Raw genomic sequence first — 14898 nt, 5'->3', positions numbered from 1 at the left:
ACATGGCTCGATCCATTACCCGTCGGCATTTCCTGAGCATTGCCGCGGCCGGCGCGGGTGCGATGCTCGTCGCGCCGCGCATTGTGTTCGCGAACGTCGAGACCGACCGGCGCTTCGTGTTCGTGATCCAGCGCGGCGCGGCCGACGGGCTGAACATCGTCGTCCCCTATGCGGAGCCCGCGTATGCGTCGCTGCGCGGCCCGCTGGCGATCGACCCATCGGCGGCGACACGCATCGACGGCACGTTCGCGCTGCATCCGTCGCTCGTGCAGACCGCACAGATGGTTCGCGACAAACAGGCGCTGTTCGTCCACGCGATTGCATCGCCGTATCGCGACCGTTCGCATTTCGATGGCCAGAACGTGCTCGAGACGGGCGGCCGCGCGCCATACCAGGTGAAGGACGGCTGGCTGAACCGCCTCGCCGCGATGTTGCCGCCGACGCGCGAGCGCGCGATCGCATTTGCACCGACGGTGCCGCTCGCATTGCGCGGCGACGTGCAGGCCGCGTCGTATGCGGCGTCCGGTTTGCCGGCCGCGCCGGACGACCTGCTCGCACGCGTGTCGGCGCTTTACCAGGCCGACGCGCAGCTCGGGCCGCTGTGGCAGTCGGCGATGGAGGCGCGCGGGCTCGCCGGCGATGCGCATGCGCGCCAGGACCCGGCGGGCGTCGGCAAGCTCGCGGCGACGTTTCTCGCGCGCGACGACGGCCCGCGGATCGCGATGATCGAGACGGGCGGCTGGGACACGCACAGCGCGCAGACAGTGCGGCTCGCGAATCAGTTGAAGGCGCTCGACACGATGCTCGGTGCGTTGCGCGACGGACTCGGGCCCGTGTGGCAGCAGACCACGGTGCTCGTTGCGACCGAGTTCGGCCGCACGGCCGCCGCGAACGGCACCGGCGGCACCGATCACGGCCAGGCGTCGGTCGCGATGCTGGCGGGCGGGGCGGTCGCGGGTGGCCGCGTGATCGCCGACTGGCCGGGCCTGCGGCCAGGCGACCTGTACGAAGGGCGCGACCTGAAACCGACGGCGTCGCTCGACGCGCTGATCGCGGGCGCGGCCGCCGAAAGCCTGCGGCTCGATCCCGGCCGTACCGCGTCCACGCTGTTCGCGGAAAGCGGCGCGACGCGGCCGATGACGGGCCTCATTCGCGCAACCGCGTGACGGGCGGCATGCGCGCGTTCGCATCCGCCAACCACAGCGGCGGCCCGAGATGGCGCGTGAGCACCCACGCACGGGCCGTCGCATTCGGCGAAGACCTGGCCCGCGCCGGAATGGGTCTTCATGATCGTGCGCACTCGTCGAGGATCGCGGCCGCGACGAGCATGCAGACGTAAGGGAGCGGCACGGCGGCTGTAAGCCGTTTGTGAACTTTCCCGGCGCGGCGCTCGTCTAATCGGCCCGCCAACGCTTCCTGAGGACCAACAGATGATTCGCAAGACCAGAACGCTGCTCGGCGCGGCCGTGGTTGCCGGCAGCACGCTGCTCGCCGGATGCCAGACCGACGCGGCCGCGACGGACCCGCGCGCGGCTCGCCCGGCGGACGGCAGGCCCGTGACCAGGACCGTGTATGTCGCGCCGCAGGCGGCACGCTGCACAGGCGTCGCGCCGATGGACTGCCTGCAGGTGCGCAGCAGCCCGGCCGAGTCGTGGCGCCTGTGGTACGCGGGGATCGAAGGCTTCGCGTACCAGCCCGGCTATCAATACGTGCTGGAAGTCGACGAGTACCGCGTCGCGCAACCACTGGCTGACGCTTCGTCGATCCGCTGGGTGCTCAAGCGTGTCGTCGAGCGCCGTCAGGTGAATTGACGTAGCAGGGGCTGTCCCGACTGGGTCCACGTATCGACGTACTTGCCCACAGCGACGATGACGTATGAGTCACGATATCTGGGCAAGACGAGTGGAAAGGAACAGGCCAGCTAGAATATTGGGGCCGCATGGACTCGGGCCGTGCTTGGATCTATAGTAGTCGCGGGTATTACCTTTTGCTACGGAGGCCGTGTCATGGTTACGGCAACATCCATCAAGCTTGATGATGAATTGAAAGGGCGGGTTCAGCACTTGGCTGAAGCACGTCGGCGCACCGCCCATTGGATCATGCGTGAGGCCATTGAGCAGTATGTCGAGCGCGAGGAAAAGCGCGAGGCGTTGAATCAGGACACGCTCAAGGCGTGGGATGAATTTCAGGCGACTGGCCTGCACGCGACCGCTGAGGAAGTGGATAAGTGGCTCGCGAGTTGGGGAACTGAAAACGAATTGCCCTCGCCGGAATGCCACAAGTAATCTTCGCACCGGCAGCTATCCGAGACCTGCAGCGACTGCGCGATTTCCTGTTGTCGAAGAATCCCGACGCTGCGAGGCGGGCTGGCGAAGCGATTAGACGAGGCGTTCAGGCTCTCGGTACTCACCCTCGAATGGGACGTCTGATAGAAGATCTCCCCGAGCAGTATCGGGAGTGGACCGTCGATTTCGGGGATAGCGGTTACCTGGCCCGGTACCGCTTCGATGGCGATGCGGTCACGATCTTGGCTGTCCGACACCAGAAGGAAGCGGGGTATTGATCATGACGGACGAGGAGGCCAAAGCGCCGGTCGCTGTTGGCGCCTGCCACCTTCACCGCACGGGCGAATATTACGCCGACGCCCGCGGCGCAACCTGCTTCGCCGGCGCGGCGGTATCGATCCGCCGGAACACGACCGACGACAGCAGCGTGACCGAGCCCATGCAGACGAAAGACAGCATGAAGCCGTTCGCCATCGAGCCCCAATGCGCGGCGAACAGGTTCACGAGCCCGCCGCCGATCGACACGCCGAGCCCCATCGCCAGCATCTGCATCATCGTGAACAGGCTGTTGCCGCTGCCGGCGTCGGCGTGCGACAGCCCCTTGAGCGTCACGGCGTTCATCGCGGCGAACTGCATCGAGTTCGCGGCGCCGAACACGATCAGCAACGCCATCTCCAGCGCGGGCGCGGGCCGTGCCGACACCAGCGCGAACCCCGCGATCGCGCAGCCGACGATTCCCGTGTTCACGACCAGAAACGTCGCATAGCCGAAGCGTTTCGCGAGCGGCGCGATCCAGCGCTTCGCGATCACGCCGGCGATCGCGGCCGGCAGCATCATCATCCCCGACTGCAGCGGCGTATAGCCGAGCTGCACCTGCATCAGCAGCGGCAGCATGAACGGCACCGCGCTCGTGCCGATCCGGCACAGCAGGTTGCCGAGCAGCCCCGAGCCGAAGTTCGGCTCGCGGAACAACCCGAGCCGGAACAGCGGCTGCGCGCGGCGCCGTGCGTGAGGCAGGTACGCGAGCGCGCTCGCCACGCCGAGCACGGCGAGTCCGATCGTCCAGCCGGTGCGATGCGCGGGCATCGGCGGATCGATCGCGAGCGAGAGCGCGAGCATCGCGACCGACAGCAATGCACAGCCGACGAAGTCGAACGGCGGCGGCTGCGTCGCCTGGTCGTGCGGCAGAAAGCGCTGCACCGCGATGAAGCCGACCACGCCGACTGGCACATTGACGATGAACACCCAGTGCCAGGAAATCGCCTGCGTGAGCCAGCCGCCGAGCGTCGGCCCGACGATCGGGCCGAGCTGCCCGGCGATCGACACGAACGCGATTGCCGCGACGTACTGTTCGCCCGGCACGCGGCGCAACACCGCAAGCCGCCCGATCGGCAGCAGCATCGAGCCGCCGATGCCCTGCACGGCACGCGCGACGACGAGCTGGCCGAGCGTGTGCGACGCGGCACAGCCGATCGACGCGAGCGAGAACACCAGGATCGCGAGCGAGAACACGCGGCGCGTGCCGAACCGGTCGGCGAGCCAGCCGGATGCCGGCGTGAGCATCGCCATCGTCAGCGTGTAGACGACCACGACCGGCTGCATCGCGAGCGGCGACGCATGCAGGCTTTGCGCGATCGACGGCAGCGCGGTGTTGACGATCGTCGTGTCGAGGGACTGCATGAAGAACGCGGCGGCGACGATCCACAGCAGCGCGGAATGTGAGGGTTCGCGGGGCATGACGAAGTAGGAGGTGCGGCGACCGGCTCGGCGATGGCGACGTGACGCGACCGGTCTACAAGCATTGGATGGTATCGATTCCGGCGGTCATCGGGAAGCTGCCTGATGGCATTGACTGCCATCGTAATAGGCGATGACAATGCGGAATGCTCAATCCGGTCTGGCTCAAGACGTTCGCGACCGTCACGAACTGCCGCAGCTTCACCGAAGCGGGCCGACAGCTCGGGCTCAATCAGTCGAGCGTCAGCGAACACATTCGTCGTCTCGAAGAGAGCGTCGGCCGGCGGCTGTTCGTGCGCGACACCCATTCGATCGCGATGACGGCCGATGGCGAGGCGCTGCTCGTGCATGCGAACGTGATCCTGCAGGCGCTGAACCGCGCGGAATCGCAGTTTCGCAAGCCGCGGCTGCAGGGCCGCGTGCGGCTCGGCGCGTCCGACGATCTCGCGCTGGTCGCGCTGCCGGACGTGCTCGCGGCGTTTCGCACCGCGCACCCCGACGTCGCGCTGGAAATCACGACCGGCATGACGAGCCGGCTCTACGAACTGATGGATGCGGGCGCGCTCGACCTGATGATCGGCAAGCGGCGGCTCGGCGAGCGGCGCGGCACGCCGCTGTTGCGCGCGCGGCTCGAGTGGGTCGCGCGGCCGGGCACCGTGGTCGACCTGGAGCGGCCGCTGCCGCTCGTGCTGGTGGCCGAGCCGAGCGTCACGCGCGCGGTCGTGCTGAACGCGCTCGCGGAAAAGGGGATCGGCTGGGAAGTCGTGTGTTCGAGCAGCAGCCAGCCGGGCTGCATCGCGGCCGCGCGGGCCGGGCTCGGGCTCACCGCGACGTCGCAGTATCTGTCCGCGCGCGGGCTGGCGTCACCGGTAAACGGCGAAGGGCTGCCGGCGCTACCCGACGTCGAATTCATCGCGCTCGCCGCGAAGCGGCTCAGCCAGCCAGCAGGCACGCTGCTCGAGCTGCTGGAAACCAGTGACCTACGCGCACCCGGCGCGGTCGATCAAGGCGTGTAGCGCACCGCGTTACCTGACAGCTGCCGTTCGTGCCGCATCCGGCCGAGCGCCTCAGCGGGCCGCCGTCGAGCGCGCAGTAGCGGTCACCGTCGCGGAATTTCACGTTCAGGCCCGGTCCATCGACGAACAACGGCAAGGCCGTGTCGATGTCGTCGACCGGGTACAGCAGCATCGATACCTTCATTCCGTCTCTCCCTTGTCGTGATGTATGCGGCGCGCACCGCACCGTCGTTCGATGCTAGCGCGCGGTGCCGGGCGCGACGCAGTCCGATCGGATGACGGTGAAACCCCTCTGTCCCCGCGGGTGGGCCGTTACTCCAAACAGACGATGCCCGTGCGGGCCGGCGCGCCGACACTCCGATCCGTGGACCGTCGCTATTCGTCCGTACCGTGCGGGCGGCTGCGCGAGCCCGACTCGTCCTACATACATGGAGACGCGCGCAATGAAGTTTTCCCTCATCTCCAGCCGCCTCGGCGAACTGAATCGGAAGATGTCGCGGTATCGGTGGTATCCGGTCCTGCAGATCGGGATCTCGTACCGATTCTCAGCCGCGCGCGTCACAGCACGGCTGTGTGCCGCTCACGCGTGGGTTCGACCGTCCGGCGGGCCGGGCGCGCATCGTTGCGCTTTGCGATGAACGGGTGCTCGATGTAACGATAGGTCAGCAGCGCACAGAAGACGGCGACCAGTGCGCAGGCAAGCGACAACGCCCAGATGCCGGGGTCGTCGACGGCATTGATTTGGAACACGAACTTGTTGAACGCGCGGACGAGCGCGTACACGATCGCCATGTGAAGCATGTAAATGCTGAAGCTGGCGGTGCCGAGCAGCGCGAGCGGTCGGGTCTCGAGCACGCCGTAGAACGTGTTCCCGCACGCGACGCAGAGGAATACGGGGAGGAGCGGCAGAACGCCCTCGATCGAGTAACGTTCCGCCGGATACGGGGCGATGGCGAGAATCAGCAACGCGACGGTCGCCGCCGATTTCGTGCCGAGCAGCGAGCGGATCGCGGGATGCCGCGATGCCTCGAACGCCAGCGCGCCGAACGCGAACAGCAGGGCCATCCCGCCGGGCGGTCCGAACAGCGCGGCACAGATCGTGACGATCGCGAGCGCAAGCAGCTTGCGCCATGCACGCGTCGCAACGAACCACGCGAGAAACGGAATGGCGACGTAGAACCGCCACTCGTACGCGAGCGTCCACCAGACGCCGCTCAGATAGCCGGTGTGTTCCGCGCCGTTGACCGGGAATGCGCCGAACCAGCCGAGCGAAACGGCTTTCAGCAGATCGGCCAGCAACCGGATCGGCGCGTCGACGACATTGCAGGGAAACCAGTACAGCGTGCAGGCGACGCAGGGAGATGCAACATGATGTTTCGATGCGGCGGGCTTCACCTGTACTTCACTGGAACACAAAAGGCGCGGCGTGGGCGATGGCACCACGTGGCCGGTCGCGGCCGTGATCGGGGCGGCGGTGCTGGCGATGGTCGTGCGGCGCCGTCGAATTCGATGCCGTTGCGCGCCTCACAACGGGCCTCTGCCCCGGGCCGCCTGCCGGGTGAATGGCCATTCGGCCGTCTTTTTCATCGCGTCGATTCGGCTTACCGTGCACAACAGCAGTTCGACGCGTCGGGCCAGCGGCGGAACGCGGGGATTTCTGTCGCCTGCTGCCGCCGGCCCGCGCCGACCACCGTCTTCCTTCCGGTCGCGATGATGATAGCAATGCTTGCAATTCACCGTCACGGCGCTATCATTGATAGCCATCTGGATGGAGGGACCCATGGCAAATCTTCTGGTGCGTAACGTGGATGACAGTATCGTTCAGAGCCTGCGCGAGCAGGCCGCGGCCAACGGCAGGAGCGCCGAGGCCGAACATCGGGCCATTCTGGCCGAGGCGCTTGGCCGGCCGAAGCGACGGACATTCGCGCACGTGCTGATGAGCATGCCGGACGTCGGCGAAGACGCGGATTTCCAACGTGTTCAGGATTCCGGCGAGGTCAGGCGTGTTTTTGATTGATACGAACGTCATCAGCGAGATCAGGAAGGGCAAGCGAACCAACCGCGGCGTGCGCGCGTTTTTCAGGCAGGCGGAGGCCGACGGGAGCCCGCTTTACCTGTCGGTCGTGACGGTGGCCGAATTGCGGCGCGGCGTCGACCTGATCCGTCATCGCGGCGATCATCCGCAGGCGTCGGCGCTCGAAGCATGGATGGCGACGATCCTGTCCGGCTATGCGTCGAACATCCTGCCGGTCGATATCGAGACTACCCAGATGTGGGGCCATTTGCGCGTGCCCGATCCGGCGCACGCGCTCGACAAACTGATCGCGGCCACCGCGCTGATCAACGATCTGACGGTCGTCACCCGCAATGTCAGCGATTTCGCCCGCACCGGCGTCCGGCTGCTGAATCCGTTCGATTGATCGGGGGCGCCGCATCGCGGCGACCGCCGCCGCCTTCCGCTTCCAGCTTCCCGCATTCTCCGCCGCGCATAGCCCGTTCACCGGGCTTGCGCGCCCACCCGCTCCGCGCCCGATTTTCCGGCGGCGCCCCGCCCACTGTGCGAAGGCGACGGGCCGCTGTACCAGATGCGCAACTGGTATTCGCAGTTCCACCTGGACACGGCCGACGTGCGGCCGTCGAGCGTCGCGTGCAGGGCGTTCGAGATGACGATCCGCGACGGCGGGACGCCGCCGGCGCTGCATCACGTGTTCGAACCGCGATAACGGCGGCGCGCGGCAAAAAAGGGGAGGGAATCGCTACCCCGTCCTGATTGCCGCCAACGCCCACCAGGCAAGGCGGACACGCTGTCGCGCGCCTGCATCGCATCGAAAAGAGCTTGACGGATCGGCCGGCACCGCGTAGTGTCCGAGACCGAAGTCTTCAAGAAGTTCGATTGCTCATCATTGGCCGCACAGCACATTGTGCGGCAGTCGTTGGTCTCTCCCTCTTTGATTCTTTCTGTGCCCGTTGCGGGCGCTGTTCTCAATCGTATTAAGGAAGTATTTGTGGATACCGGTACCGTCAAGTGGTTCAACGAAACCAAGGGCTTTGGTTTCATCTCCCCGGACAACGGCGGCGACGATCTGTTCGCCCATTTCTCTGAAATTCGCGGCACGGGCTTCAAGACCCTGGCCGAAGGTCAGAAGGTCAGCTACGAAGTGAAGCGTGGCCCGAAGGGCCTGCAAGCGTCGAACATCACGCCGCAGTAAGCCGTGTCGGCACCGGCCGCCGAATGGCGGCCGCTGCCGGACGGAGCTCGCGCGGATGCCGGCCCGAGCCGGTGTCCTGCGCGTTCCGACGCACACGACCGATGCATCGCGGTATTCACGATGCATCGGTCGTGTGCTTCCCTCATTCATCGCCGGTCCGTACGACGTGCGATTCAACGCCCTCGCGAAGCGCTCGCCGCGTCGCCAGCGGCCCATGCTGCAACCCGAGTAGGCCGTCGCCATGCCGCACGTGGCACGGTCCCCGACTTTGCGCGGTGCTGATCGCACCGCCGCCACTGACCGCCCGACCGCCGCAATGCGCCGGGCTCCGATTGCAAGATGGGCCCGTCGCCCGTCTGAACGAATTGAAACCCGGCATCCTGCCGGCGGCCGTCCCGTTGCGGGCCACGGCGCCGGTGAGCTCGCCGCGGCCGCGGTCATTCACCTTCTCTGGAGGAATTGGTTTGGCAAAAGAAGAACTGCTGGAACTGGACGGAATCGTCGACGAAGTGCTGCCGGACAGCAAATACCGTGTCACGCTGGAAAACGGCGTCGTGGTCGGCGCGTACGCGTCGGGCCGCATGCGCAAGAACCACATCCGCATTCTCGCGGGTGATCGTGTGACGCTGGAACTGTCGATGTACGACCTGACGAAGGGGCGCATCAACTTCCGTCACAAGGACGCGAACTCGACGCGTCCGCCGCGCAGCGGGCAACCGCGTCGCTAAGCAGTAACGGTCGGGCGCGCAACGCTGCTCCGATCGCAACCCGTCCGGCCCTCTCATAAGGCTGGGCACACCGGATGGACGGCGTGATCAGCGCCGTTCGTCGGTCGCCGGCGGCGGTGCAGTGCCGCGGCGGCCAAGGTCATCTTTTCCGGTCGCGCCGCGTGTACAACGCTCAAGCGGCCGCATCCCGCAGGAACTCATCGATGAGCGTCGCGAAATGCGGCGCTCACGGTCGCGCTCGCGCAGAACATGCGCGCGTCGTCGCGGTTCGCGGGCGACTTTACGCGCAAGCCGGCGCGGTCGTACACTCGTCGGCAGTTCACGGCCCGCGCGCGTGGCTTTCAATTCCCTCAATGCCTTCAGTCGCTTTCAGCGCGCCCCCGACCGTGCCGGCAGGACATTCGTCGCGCGACGCCAGGAGGCGCCATGAGTGCAGACGCAGCCCCCGCATCCTCTGCGGTTCAGGACCGCATCCGGCACGTGTTCGTGCTGATGCTCGAGAACCGCTCATTCGATCACCTGTTTGCGCTGTCGGGCATCGCCGACATCGTCGCCGCGTCGCCTGCCGACAGCAACGCGTACGGTGGCGCGGTCTATCCGTTCGTCGGTGGCGCGCCCGACCGGATGCCGACCGATCCGTGCCACGAGTTCACCGATGTGCTCGAACAGCTCTGTGGTGCCGGCGTGCCGTTCGTGAAAGGGCAGCCGTATCCGGCCGTCGACAATTCGGGGTTCGTGTCTAACTACGCGACATCGCATGCCGAAGGCACGCCGCCGCAGCCGGCCGACGTAGGCAAGATCATGCAGGGCGCCGACGTGCGGACGCACGCGCCGGCGCTATACGCGCTCGCGAACGCGTTCGTGCTGTGCGACGCATGGCATGCGTCGATGCCGGGGCCGACGTGGCCGAACCGGTTCTTCCTGCACGGCGCGTCGTCGGCCGGGCTCGATCATTCGCCGACCCGGGAAGAGATGGGCGGGTGGGACGCGTTCGACGGTTTTCCCTACCCGAACGGTTCGATCTTCGGCGCGCTCGGCGACGACAACTGGCGCATCTACCAGGACCAGACGGGCGATCCGCTCGGCCATGTGCCGCAGGTTGCATCGCTGAAGGGCATCAGCTTCTTCGACGTCGACGATCTCGCGCATTTCGAAGCCGATCTCGCGGCCGGCTACACGGCACGCTACACGTTCATCGAACCCGCCTACGGCGACATCGTGCATGGCACCTACCGGAACGGCAGCTCGCAGCATCCGATGGACGGGCTCACCGGCGGCGACCAGCTCGCCGCGCGCGTGTACAACGCGATCCGCAATTCGCCGGTGTGGAACAGCAGTCTGTTCGTGATCGTCTACGACGAGCACGGCGGCTTCTACGATTCGGTTCGTCCGGGCGCTGCACCGCCACCGAACGACGGCGCGCCCGCGACGCTGAACGCGAACGGCTTCGGCTTCGACGTGTACGGCGTGCGCGTGCCGGCGATCGTGATTTCGCCGTGGGTCGCGGCCGGTCAGGTGGACCACACCCGCTACGATCATGCATCGGTGGTCGCGACGCTCGGGCGCCTGTTTGGCCTGGCGCCGCTGACCGGCCGCGACCGCGTCGCCCACGACCTGCTGGGGCTCGTGACGGCGACGTGCCGTACCGACTGCCCGCAAAGGATCGGAACATCATGAGCACGCCCCCGCTACCCGACCCGCGCGATGCGCTGCCCGTGCACGACGGCACGAGCCTGCTCGCGTATCTGCACATCCTGAAGAAAGCGCACGCGGCGCTGGTCGGCCACGACGACGCGCATCGGCGTTTCAGCAAGATCGTCACGCGTGGCCAGGCGCGGCAATACATCGAGGAGCTGATGCCGGTGCTGTTGCACAAACGCGCCGAGCATCGGGCGCGCAAGCGCGGCGGGAAGCATCGCTGAGCGGAGGGCGCTGCCGTGTGGGCGTAGCAGCCGCGTGACGCGTCATGCAGCCTGCCGCACGCTGAGCGCCGCCACGGCCGCGCCGGTCACCTGAACCACCGCGCCGGCGAACATCGCCGCGCGCAGACCGGCAACGCCGGCGTGCGCAGCCGCAAACGGCGTGCCGAGCATCGCGACCCCGAGCGTCGCGCCGGTCATTCGCGCGACGTTGACGAGTGCGCTCGCGGTGCCCGAGCGTGCGGCCTCGAGCGCGCCGACCGCGACGGTCATCAACGGGCCGGTTGCGATGCCCATGCCGAGCCCGGTCATTGCAAGCCCGATTTCGGCGCCGACCAGGCCCGGCGAACCGGCCGACGCGCTGATTCGGCGAAGGTGAACGGCACGCGGGTCTATCAGCAGTTCGCGGTGGATTGCCTGAGGACGCTCAGGCAGATCGACGACGCGTAAGCGGCGCGCATCGACGGCGCATCGTTTGCGTCACTAGCCACGCCTCACGCGTGCCGAACACCCGCGACAACCGCCCGAATCCGCTCGCCGTATTCGGGATCGACGATCAGCGCGATCGTGTGAGGTGCGGACATGGGTTCTCTCGGGGTTTATGCGGATGGCGATTCGCTGTCGTGCATGCCGGTCATGACGTTCGCGCGGGATCGATTGCCTGATGCGGCGTCGTTGTCTTAAGATCGGCCTCAGATCAGCCTACCGCCTCCGGCGCCGAATGAAAACGACAATACCCCTGCGCGTCGCCGTCATCGCTTCGGCCTTCGCCGTCTATCACGTATTCATGCACGTCCAGTGGGTCGTCAGCGGTTGCATCGAATTCCTCCACGGCCGGCATTGCAGCTTCGAGAACAGTGCGAATTTCGAGGGAATGATGGACTTCGACCTGCTGGTGACCTGCGCGTGGGTCGCGGGCGCGGCGATGGCGTGGTTCTCCGTCGCACGTGCGCCGAAGAAATCCGGTTAGCCGCACCGGCTTCGCGTCGCCGCTCATTGCCTGCGCGCCGGCGCCGGCCGGTCGTGCAGGAACGCGAGCGACAGTGCCGCAAAACCGCAGCTCGCGATGAGCGTCAGCAACGCACCCTTGCCGGCGTGCACCATCACCCAGCCGCCGACCGACGGAAAGCCGAACGTGCCGATGAAATACGACGCGACGAACCACGGGAGCACGCCGTGCTGTTGCGTGGCCGGGCAATCGTCGAGCGCCTCGCATGAACGACATCCGGAACGTCATCAGGCCCGAGAACACGCAGGTGCCGAGCGCGATCATCGCGATCGGCACGGCCGCGCGCGTGCGCGAGATAGCGCGAAGCGCGCGCACCCGGCGGCCGCCGGACGCGGCGGCATTCGTGGCGAGCGACAGGGCTGTGGGCTTTTGTCCGACATGGCGCGAACACGCCCGATCGCACGTGCCATTGCGGGCTGCGCGGACGCTGTTTCAGCGACGATCGACGCGCGTTGCGCGTACTTTGCTTTCCCCCGTGGGGTGCACTAGATTCGATACGTTATGTATCGCCGACCGCGAGGTGAAGCCATGACGCCGTGGGAGATTCAGGGAACCGAGCTGATGAACTGCAATTGCTCATACGGTTGCCCCTGCCAGTTCAATTCGCTGCCGACGCATGGCAATTGCGAGGCGATGGGTGCGATTTCGATCGACAGCGGTCACCACGGCGACGTGGTGCTCGATGGCGTGCGGATCGCGGTCGTGTTTCAGTGGCCGGGGCCGATTCACGAAGGCCACGGCCGCTGTCAGCCGATCGTCGATGATCGCGCGAGCCCCGCGCAATGCGAGGCCGTGCTGAAGATCATGACCGGTCAGGACACCGATCCATTCGCGACGATGTTCTCCGTGTTCGCGTCGACGCTCGAGCAGGCGTTCGATCCGATCTTCGCGAAGATCGAGTTCGACGTCGATGTCGACGCGCGGCGCGGCCGGATCAGCGTCGAGGGCGTGTTCGACATCGTAGGCGAACCGATCCGCAATCCGGTGACGGGCGCCGAACATCGCGTGCGGATCGACCTGCCGCACGGCTTCGAATACGAGCTGGCCGAGATCGGTTCGGGTACCGGCCGGTCGCACGGCCACATCGAGCTGGATCTCGAGCGCAGCTATGCGCAGTTCGCACGGCTGCATCTGAACAATCACGGGCTGATCCGGCATCGCGTCACGGCATGATGCCCGTCGACGATGTTCTCGGGCGCGAGCGCGTCGTCACGCTGCTCGGCTTGACCGCGCTCGCCGGCGCGTGTTGGGCCTACCTATGGACGGGGGCCGGCACCGGTATGTCGGCGCTGGACATGACGGCGGTCGCACTGTTCCCGCATCGACTGGCCGACGACATGGGCGCGATGGACCCGTCGCTGGCGACCGTGGTCCTGATGTGGTGGGTGATGATGATCGCGATGATGACGCCCGGCGCGGCACCGCTCGTGCTGCTGTACCGGCGCGTGCTGCGGCATCACGATCCGGCGCGCGCCGGATCGGCATTCACGTCGACGTTCCTGCTGGCCGGCTATCTGACATCGTGGTTCGCGTTCTCGGTCGTCGCGGCCGTGCTGCAGATGCTGCTGCAGCCTGCCGGCCTGATCTCCGGGATGATGCTGTGGTCGAAGAGCGCCGCGCTGTCCGCGCTCGTCCTGGCGCTGGCCGGCATCTACCAGTTTTCGCCGCTGAAACAGGCCTGCTTGCGGCAATGCCGGTCGCCGGTCCGGTTCCTCACGACGTACTGGCGGCCGGGAATCACGGGTAGCTTCCTGCTCGGCGTGCGCCACGGTGCGTATTGCGTGGGCTGTTGCGGGCTGCTGATGGCGCTGCTGTTCGTCGGCGGCGTGATGAACGTCGTATGGATCGTCGCGTTGTCGCTGTTCGTGCTGGTCGAAAAGGTGCTGCCCGGCGGCGAGCGCATCGGCCGCATGCTCGGCGTTGTGCTGATTGCGTGGGCGGTCGCGACGTTGCTGGTGTAGCGGGGCGCATTCGTCATTCGCCGCACTGGGGAGAATCCCAATGAAGATCCGATGCATTGCCATCGCCGTTCTCGGCGCGATGGCCGTCGTGGCGACGCCGGTGCGCGCGGCCGGCAGCATGTCCGGCACGAGCATGGGCGACATGAAGATGGCCGCGCCGGATGCGGCGCTGACGGATGCCGAAGTGAAACGGATCGATGCCGCGCACGGCATGGTGACGCTGAAGCACGGCGCGCTCGGGAACGTCGGGATGGCGCCGATGACGATGGCGTTCAAGGCCGGCGACCCGGCGATGATCGATTCGCTGCGCGTGGGCGACAAGGTCAAGGTAAGGGTCGAGCGCGTGAACGGCACGCTTACGATCGTGACGCTCGTGAAACGGCCGTGACGCAGGTCCGGTGCGATCGGCGCCGAGGGCGACGGTGACGGATGGCTGGTCGTCGGCCCCTGCATACACTTTCACACTGCACCGAAGTGTCGGCCGCCGGTTCGCTCATGGCCGATTCGTCACCGAAATGACCGGCGGGCCTGTGATGTTCGATTCGACGCCATTGCGGTGTGTGGGTTGTCGCAGTTTCGTGCCGATGCTACGTAACGTGCTCGCTGTGTTACGCGAACGTTTGATGGCGATGCGCGGCGATCGAACGGGCGGCTTTGAGACCGCAAGCCGCACGTCCTGCGTGGGACGGCAGCCGGCAGGGCGCGACGCGCAGCGATCGCGGAACTACGGCGAGGCCGATCATGGTGGCACGAGAGATGCTTGTCGAACGCATTGATCAGAAAAAACCGACGGGGGCATCCATGCATCGCCATTTCACCAGAACCGGTGTCGCGCTCGCCGCGGCATGCGCGCTGGCCGCGTGCGGCGGCGGGGACATCACCGCACCGACCGTGGCCGGCCATAACATCGGCACGAGTACGAGCGGGACCGGTGGGAATACCGGCACGAGCGGAACTAGCGGAACCAGCGGAACCAGCGGAACCAGCGGAACCAGCGGAACCAGCGGAACCAGCGGAACCAGCGGAACCAGCGG

At 66.7% G+C, this 14898-nt stretch carries 18 protein-coding genes and 4 pseudogenes; 16 read left to right on the top strand and 6 right to left on the bottom strand.

The features are described 5' to 3' along the window. Positions 1-2 precede the first annotated feature (2 nt). From SB786_RS27400 to SB786_RS27385, 4 genes are all read left to right on the top strand, one after another. On the top strand, positions 3-1166 hold the full coding sequence (locus SB786_RS27400; protein WP_410730215.1) for a DUF1501 domain-containing protein: 1164 nt from the start codon (positions 3-5) through the stop codon (positions 1164-1166). Positions 1167-1430: 264 nt separating this feature from the next. After that, positions 1431-1811: a DUF4377 domain-containing protein gene (locus tag SB786_RS27395; protein ID WP_410730214.1), complete on the top strand. Its 381-nt coding sequence runs from the start codon at positions 1431-1433 to the stop codon at positions 1809-1811. Between the two features lie 195 nt (positions 1812-2006). After that, positions 2007-2285: a CopG family ribbon-helix-helix protein gene (locus tag SB786_RS27390; protein WP_006757580.1), complete on the top strand. Its 279-nt coding sequence runs from the start codon at positions 2007-2009 to the stop codon at positions 2283-2285. Next, on the top strand, positions 2273-2563 hold the full coding sequence (locus SB786_RS27385; protein ID WP_410730213.1) for a type II toxin-antitoxin system RelE/ParE family toxin: 291 nt from the start codon (positions 2273-2275) through the stop codon (positions 2561-2563). Before SB786_RS27390 ends, SB786_RS27385 begins: the two co-directional genes overlap by 13 nt. 70 nt (positions 2564-2633) lie before the next feature. Here SB786_RS27385 and SB786_RS27380 read toward each other — a convergent pair whose 3' ends face one another. Continuing rightward, a complete protein-coding gene (locus SB786_RS27380; protein WP_410730212.1) occupies positions 2634-4022 on the bottom strand; it encodes a DHA2 family efflux MFS transporter permease subunit in 1389 nt (462 codons plus the stop codon). Positions 4023-4168: 146 nt separating this feature from the next. On the opposite strand from SB786_RS27380, the gene SB786_RS27375 reads away from it, so the two are divergent. Further along, entirely contained in the window at positions 4169-5038 is an 870-nt protein-coding gene (locus SB786_RS27375) for a LysR family transcriptional regulator (protein ID WP_410730211.1), read from the top strand. Between the two features lie 558 nt (positions 5039-5596). On the opposite strand, the pseudogene SB786_RS27370 reads toward SB786_RS27375, so the two are convergent. After that, positions 5597-6403: pseudogene (locus SB786_RS27370) on the bottom strand (acyltransferase family protein); the annotation flags it as partial. 159 nt (positions 6404-6562) lie between these two features. After that, positions 6563-6820 (bottom strand): hypothetical protein, encoded by a 258-nt coding sequence (locus SB786_RS27365; RefSeq protein ID WP_410730210.1) that lies wholly within the window; start codon positions 6818-6820, stop codon positions 6563-6565. Between SB786_RS27365 and SB786_RS27360 the strand changes: the two genes are divergently transcribed. The 7 genes and pseudogenes from SB786_RS27360 (at position 6819) to SB786_RS27330 (ending at position 10897) form a co-directional block, all read left to right on the top strand. After that, a complete protein-coding gene (locus SB786_RS27360; RefSeq protein ID WP_105831267.1) occupies positions 6819-7055 on the top strand; it encodes a FitA-like ribbon-helix-helix domain-containing protein in 237 nt (78 codons plus the stop codon). The genes SB786_RS27365 and SB786_RS27360 overlap by 2 nt on opposite strands. After that, on the top strand, positions 7042-7458 hold the full coding sequence (locus SB786_RS27355) for a type II toxin-antitoxin system VapC family toxin (protein ID WP_410730209.1): 417 nt from the start codon (positions 7042-7044) through the stop codon (positions 7456-7458). Before SB786_RS27360 ends, SB786_RS27355 begins: the two co-directional genes overlap by 14 nt. Before the next feature lie 135 nt (positions 7459-7593). Further along, positions 7594-7761, top strand: a pseudogene (locus SB786_RS27350) (3-ketosteroid-9-alpha-hydroxylase); the annotation flags it as partial. Positions 7762-8043: 282 nt separating this feature from the next. Then, positions 8044-8247, top strand: a complete 204-nt coding sequence (locus SB786_RS27345) for a cold-shock protein (protein WP_006751843.1) — start codon at positions 8044-8046, stop codon at positions 8245-8247. Between the two features lie 464 nt (positions 8248-8711). Continuing rightward, positions 8712-8975: a translation initiation factor IF-1 gene (gene infA, locus SB786_RS27340; RefSeq protein WP_006751842.1), complete on the top strand. Its 264-nt coding sequence runs from the start codon at positions 8712-8714 to the stop codon at positions 8973-8975. Between the two features lie 426 nt (positions 8976-9401). After that, the gene (locus tag SB786_RS27335; RefSeq protein WP_410730208.1) at positions 9402-10652 is read left to right on the top strand and encodes an alkaline phosphatase family protein; all 1251 of its coding nucleotides are present in this window, start codon (positions 9402-9404) and stop codon (positions 10650-10652) included. Further along, the gene (locus SB786_RS27330) at positions 10649-10897 is read left to right on the top strand and encodes a hypothetical protein (RefSeq protein WP_410730207.1); all 249 of its coding nucleotides are present in this window, start codon (positions 10649-10651) and stop codon (positions 10895-10897) included. Before SB786_RS27335 ends, SB786_RS27330 begins: the two co-directional genes overlap by 4 nt. A 42-nt stretch (positions 10898-10939) precedes the next feature. On the opposite strand, the pseudogene SB786_RS27325 reads toward SB786_RS27330, so the two are convergent. Beyond that, positions 10940-11263, bottom strand: a pseudogene (locus SB786_RS27325) (MFS transporter); the annotation flags it as partial. 352 nt (positions 11264-11615) lie between these two features. Here SB786_RS27325 and SB786_RS27320 point away from each other — a divergent pair. Continuing rightward, entirely contained in the window at positions 11616-11864 is a 249-nt protein-coding gene (locus SB786_RS27320) for a hypothetical protein (RefSeq protein WP_006757570.1), read from the top strand. Between the two features lie 23 nt (positions 11865-11887). Here SB786_RS27320 and SB786_RS27315 read toward each other — a convergent pair. Further along, positions 11888-12242 (bottom strand): annotated as a pseudogene (locus SB786_RS27315) (hypothetical protein); the annotation flags it as partial. Positions 12243-12431: 189 nt separating this feature from the next. Here SB786_RS27315 and SB786_RS27310 point away from each other — a divergent pair. Genes SB786_RS27310 through SB786_RS27300 form a run of 3 tightly spaced genes read left to right on the top strand, consistent with a single transcriptional unit; the run spans position 12432 to position 14252 of the window. After that, positions 12432-13076 (top strand): DUF1326 domain-containing protein, encoded by a 645-nt coding sequence (locus SB786_RS27310; RefSeq protein ID WP_410730206.1) that lies wholly within the window; start codon positions 12432-12434, stop codon positions 13074-13076. Next, a complete protein-coding gene (locus tag SB786_RS27305) occupies positions 13073-13864 on the top strand; it encodes a DUF2182 domain-containing protein (RefSeq protein ID WP_410730205.1) in 792 nt (263 codons plus the stop codon). The genes SB786_RS27310 and SB786_RS27305 overlap by 4 nt, the downstream gene beginning before the upstream one ends. A 40-nt stretch (positions 13865-13904) precedes the next feature. After that, positions 13905-14252, top strand: coding sequence for a copper-binding protein (locus SB786_RS27300; RefSeq protein WP_410730204.1), 348 nt, complete (start codon positions 13905-13907; stop codon positions 14250-14252). Between the two features lie 388 nt (positions 14253-14640). Here SB786_RS27300 and SB786_RS27295 read toward each other — a convergent pair. Next, the coding region (locus tag SB786_RS27295) for a hypothetical protein (protein ID WP_410730203.1) at positions 14641-14898 on the bottom strand (258 nt) is incomplete at its 5' end.

The sequence above is a fragment of the Burkholderia sp. SIMBA_062 genome, from assembly GCF_046534765.1.
Taxonomy (GTDB): domain Bacteria; phylum Pseudomonadota; class Gammaproteobacteria; order Burkholderiales; family Burkholderiaceae; genus Burkholderia; species Burkholderia ambifaria.
The sequence above is the reverse complement of the archived record's forward strand: the minus strand, read 5'-3'. Positions and strand labels throughout refer to the sequence as shown.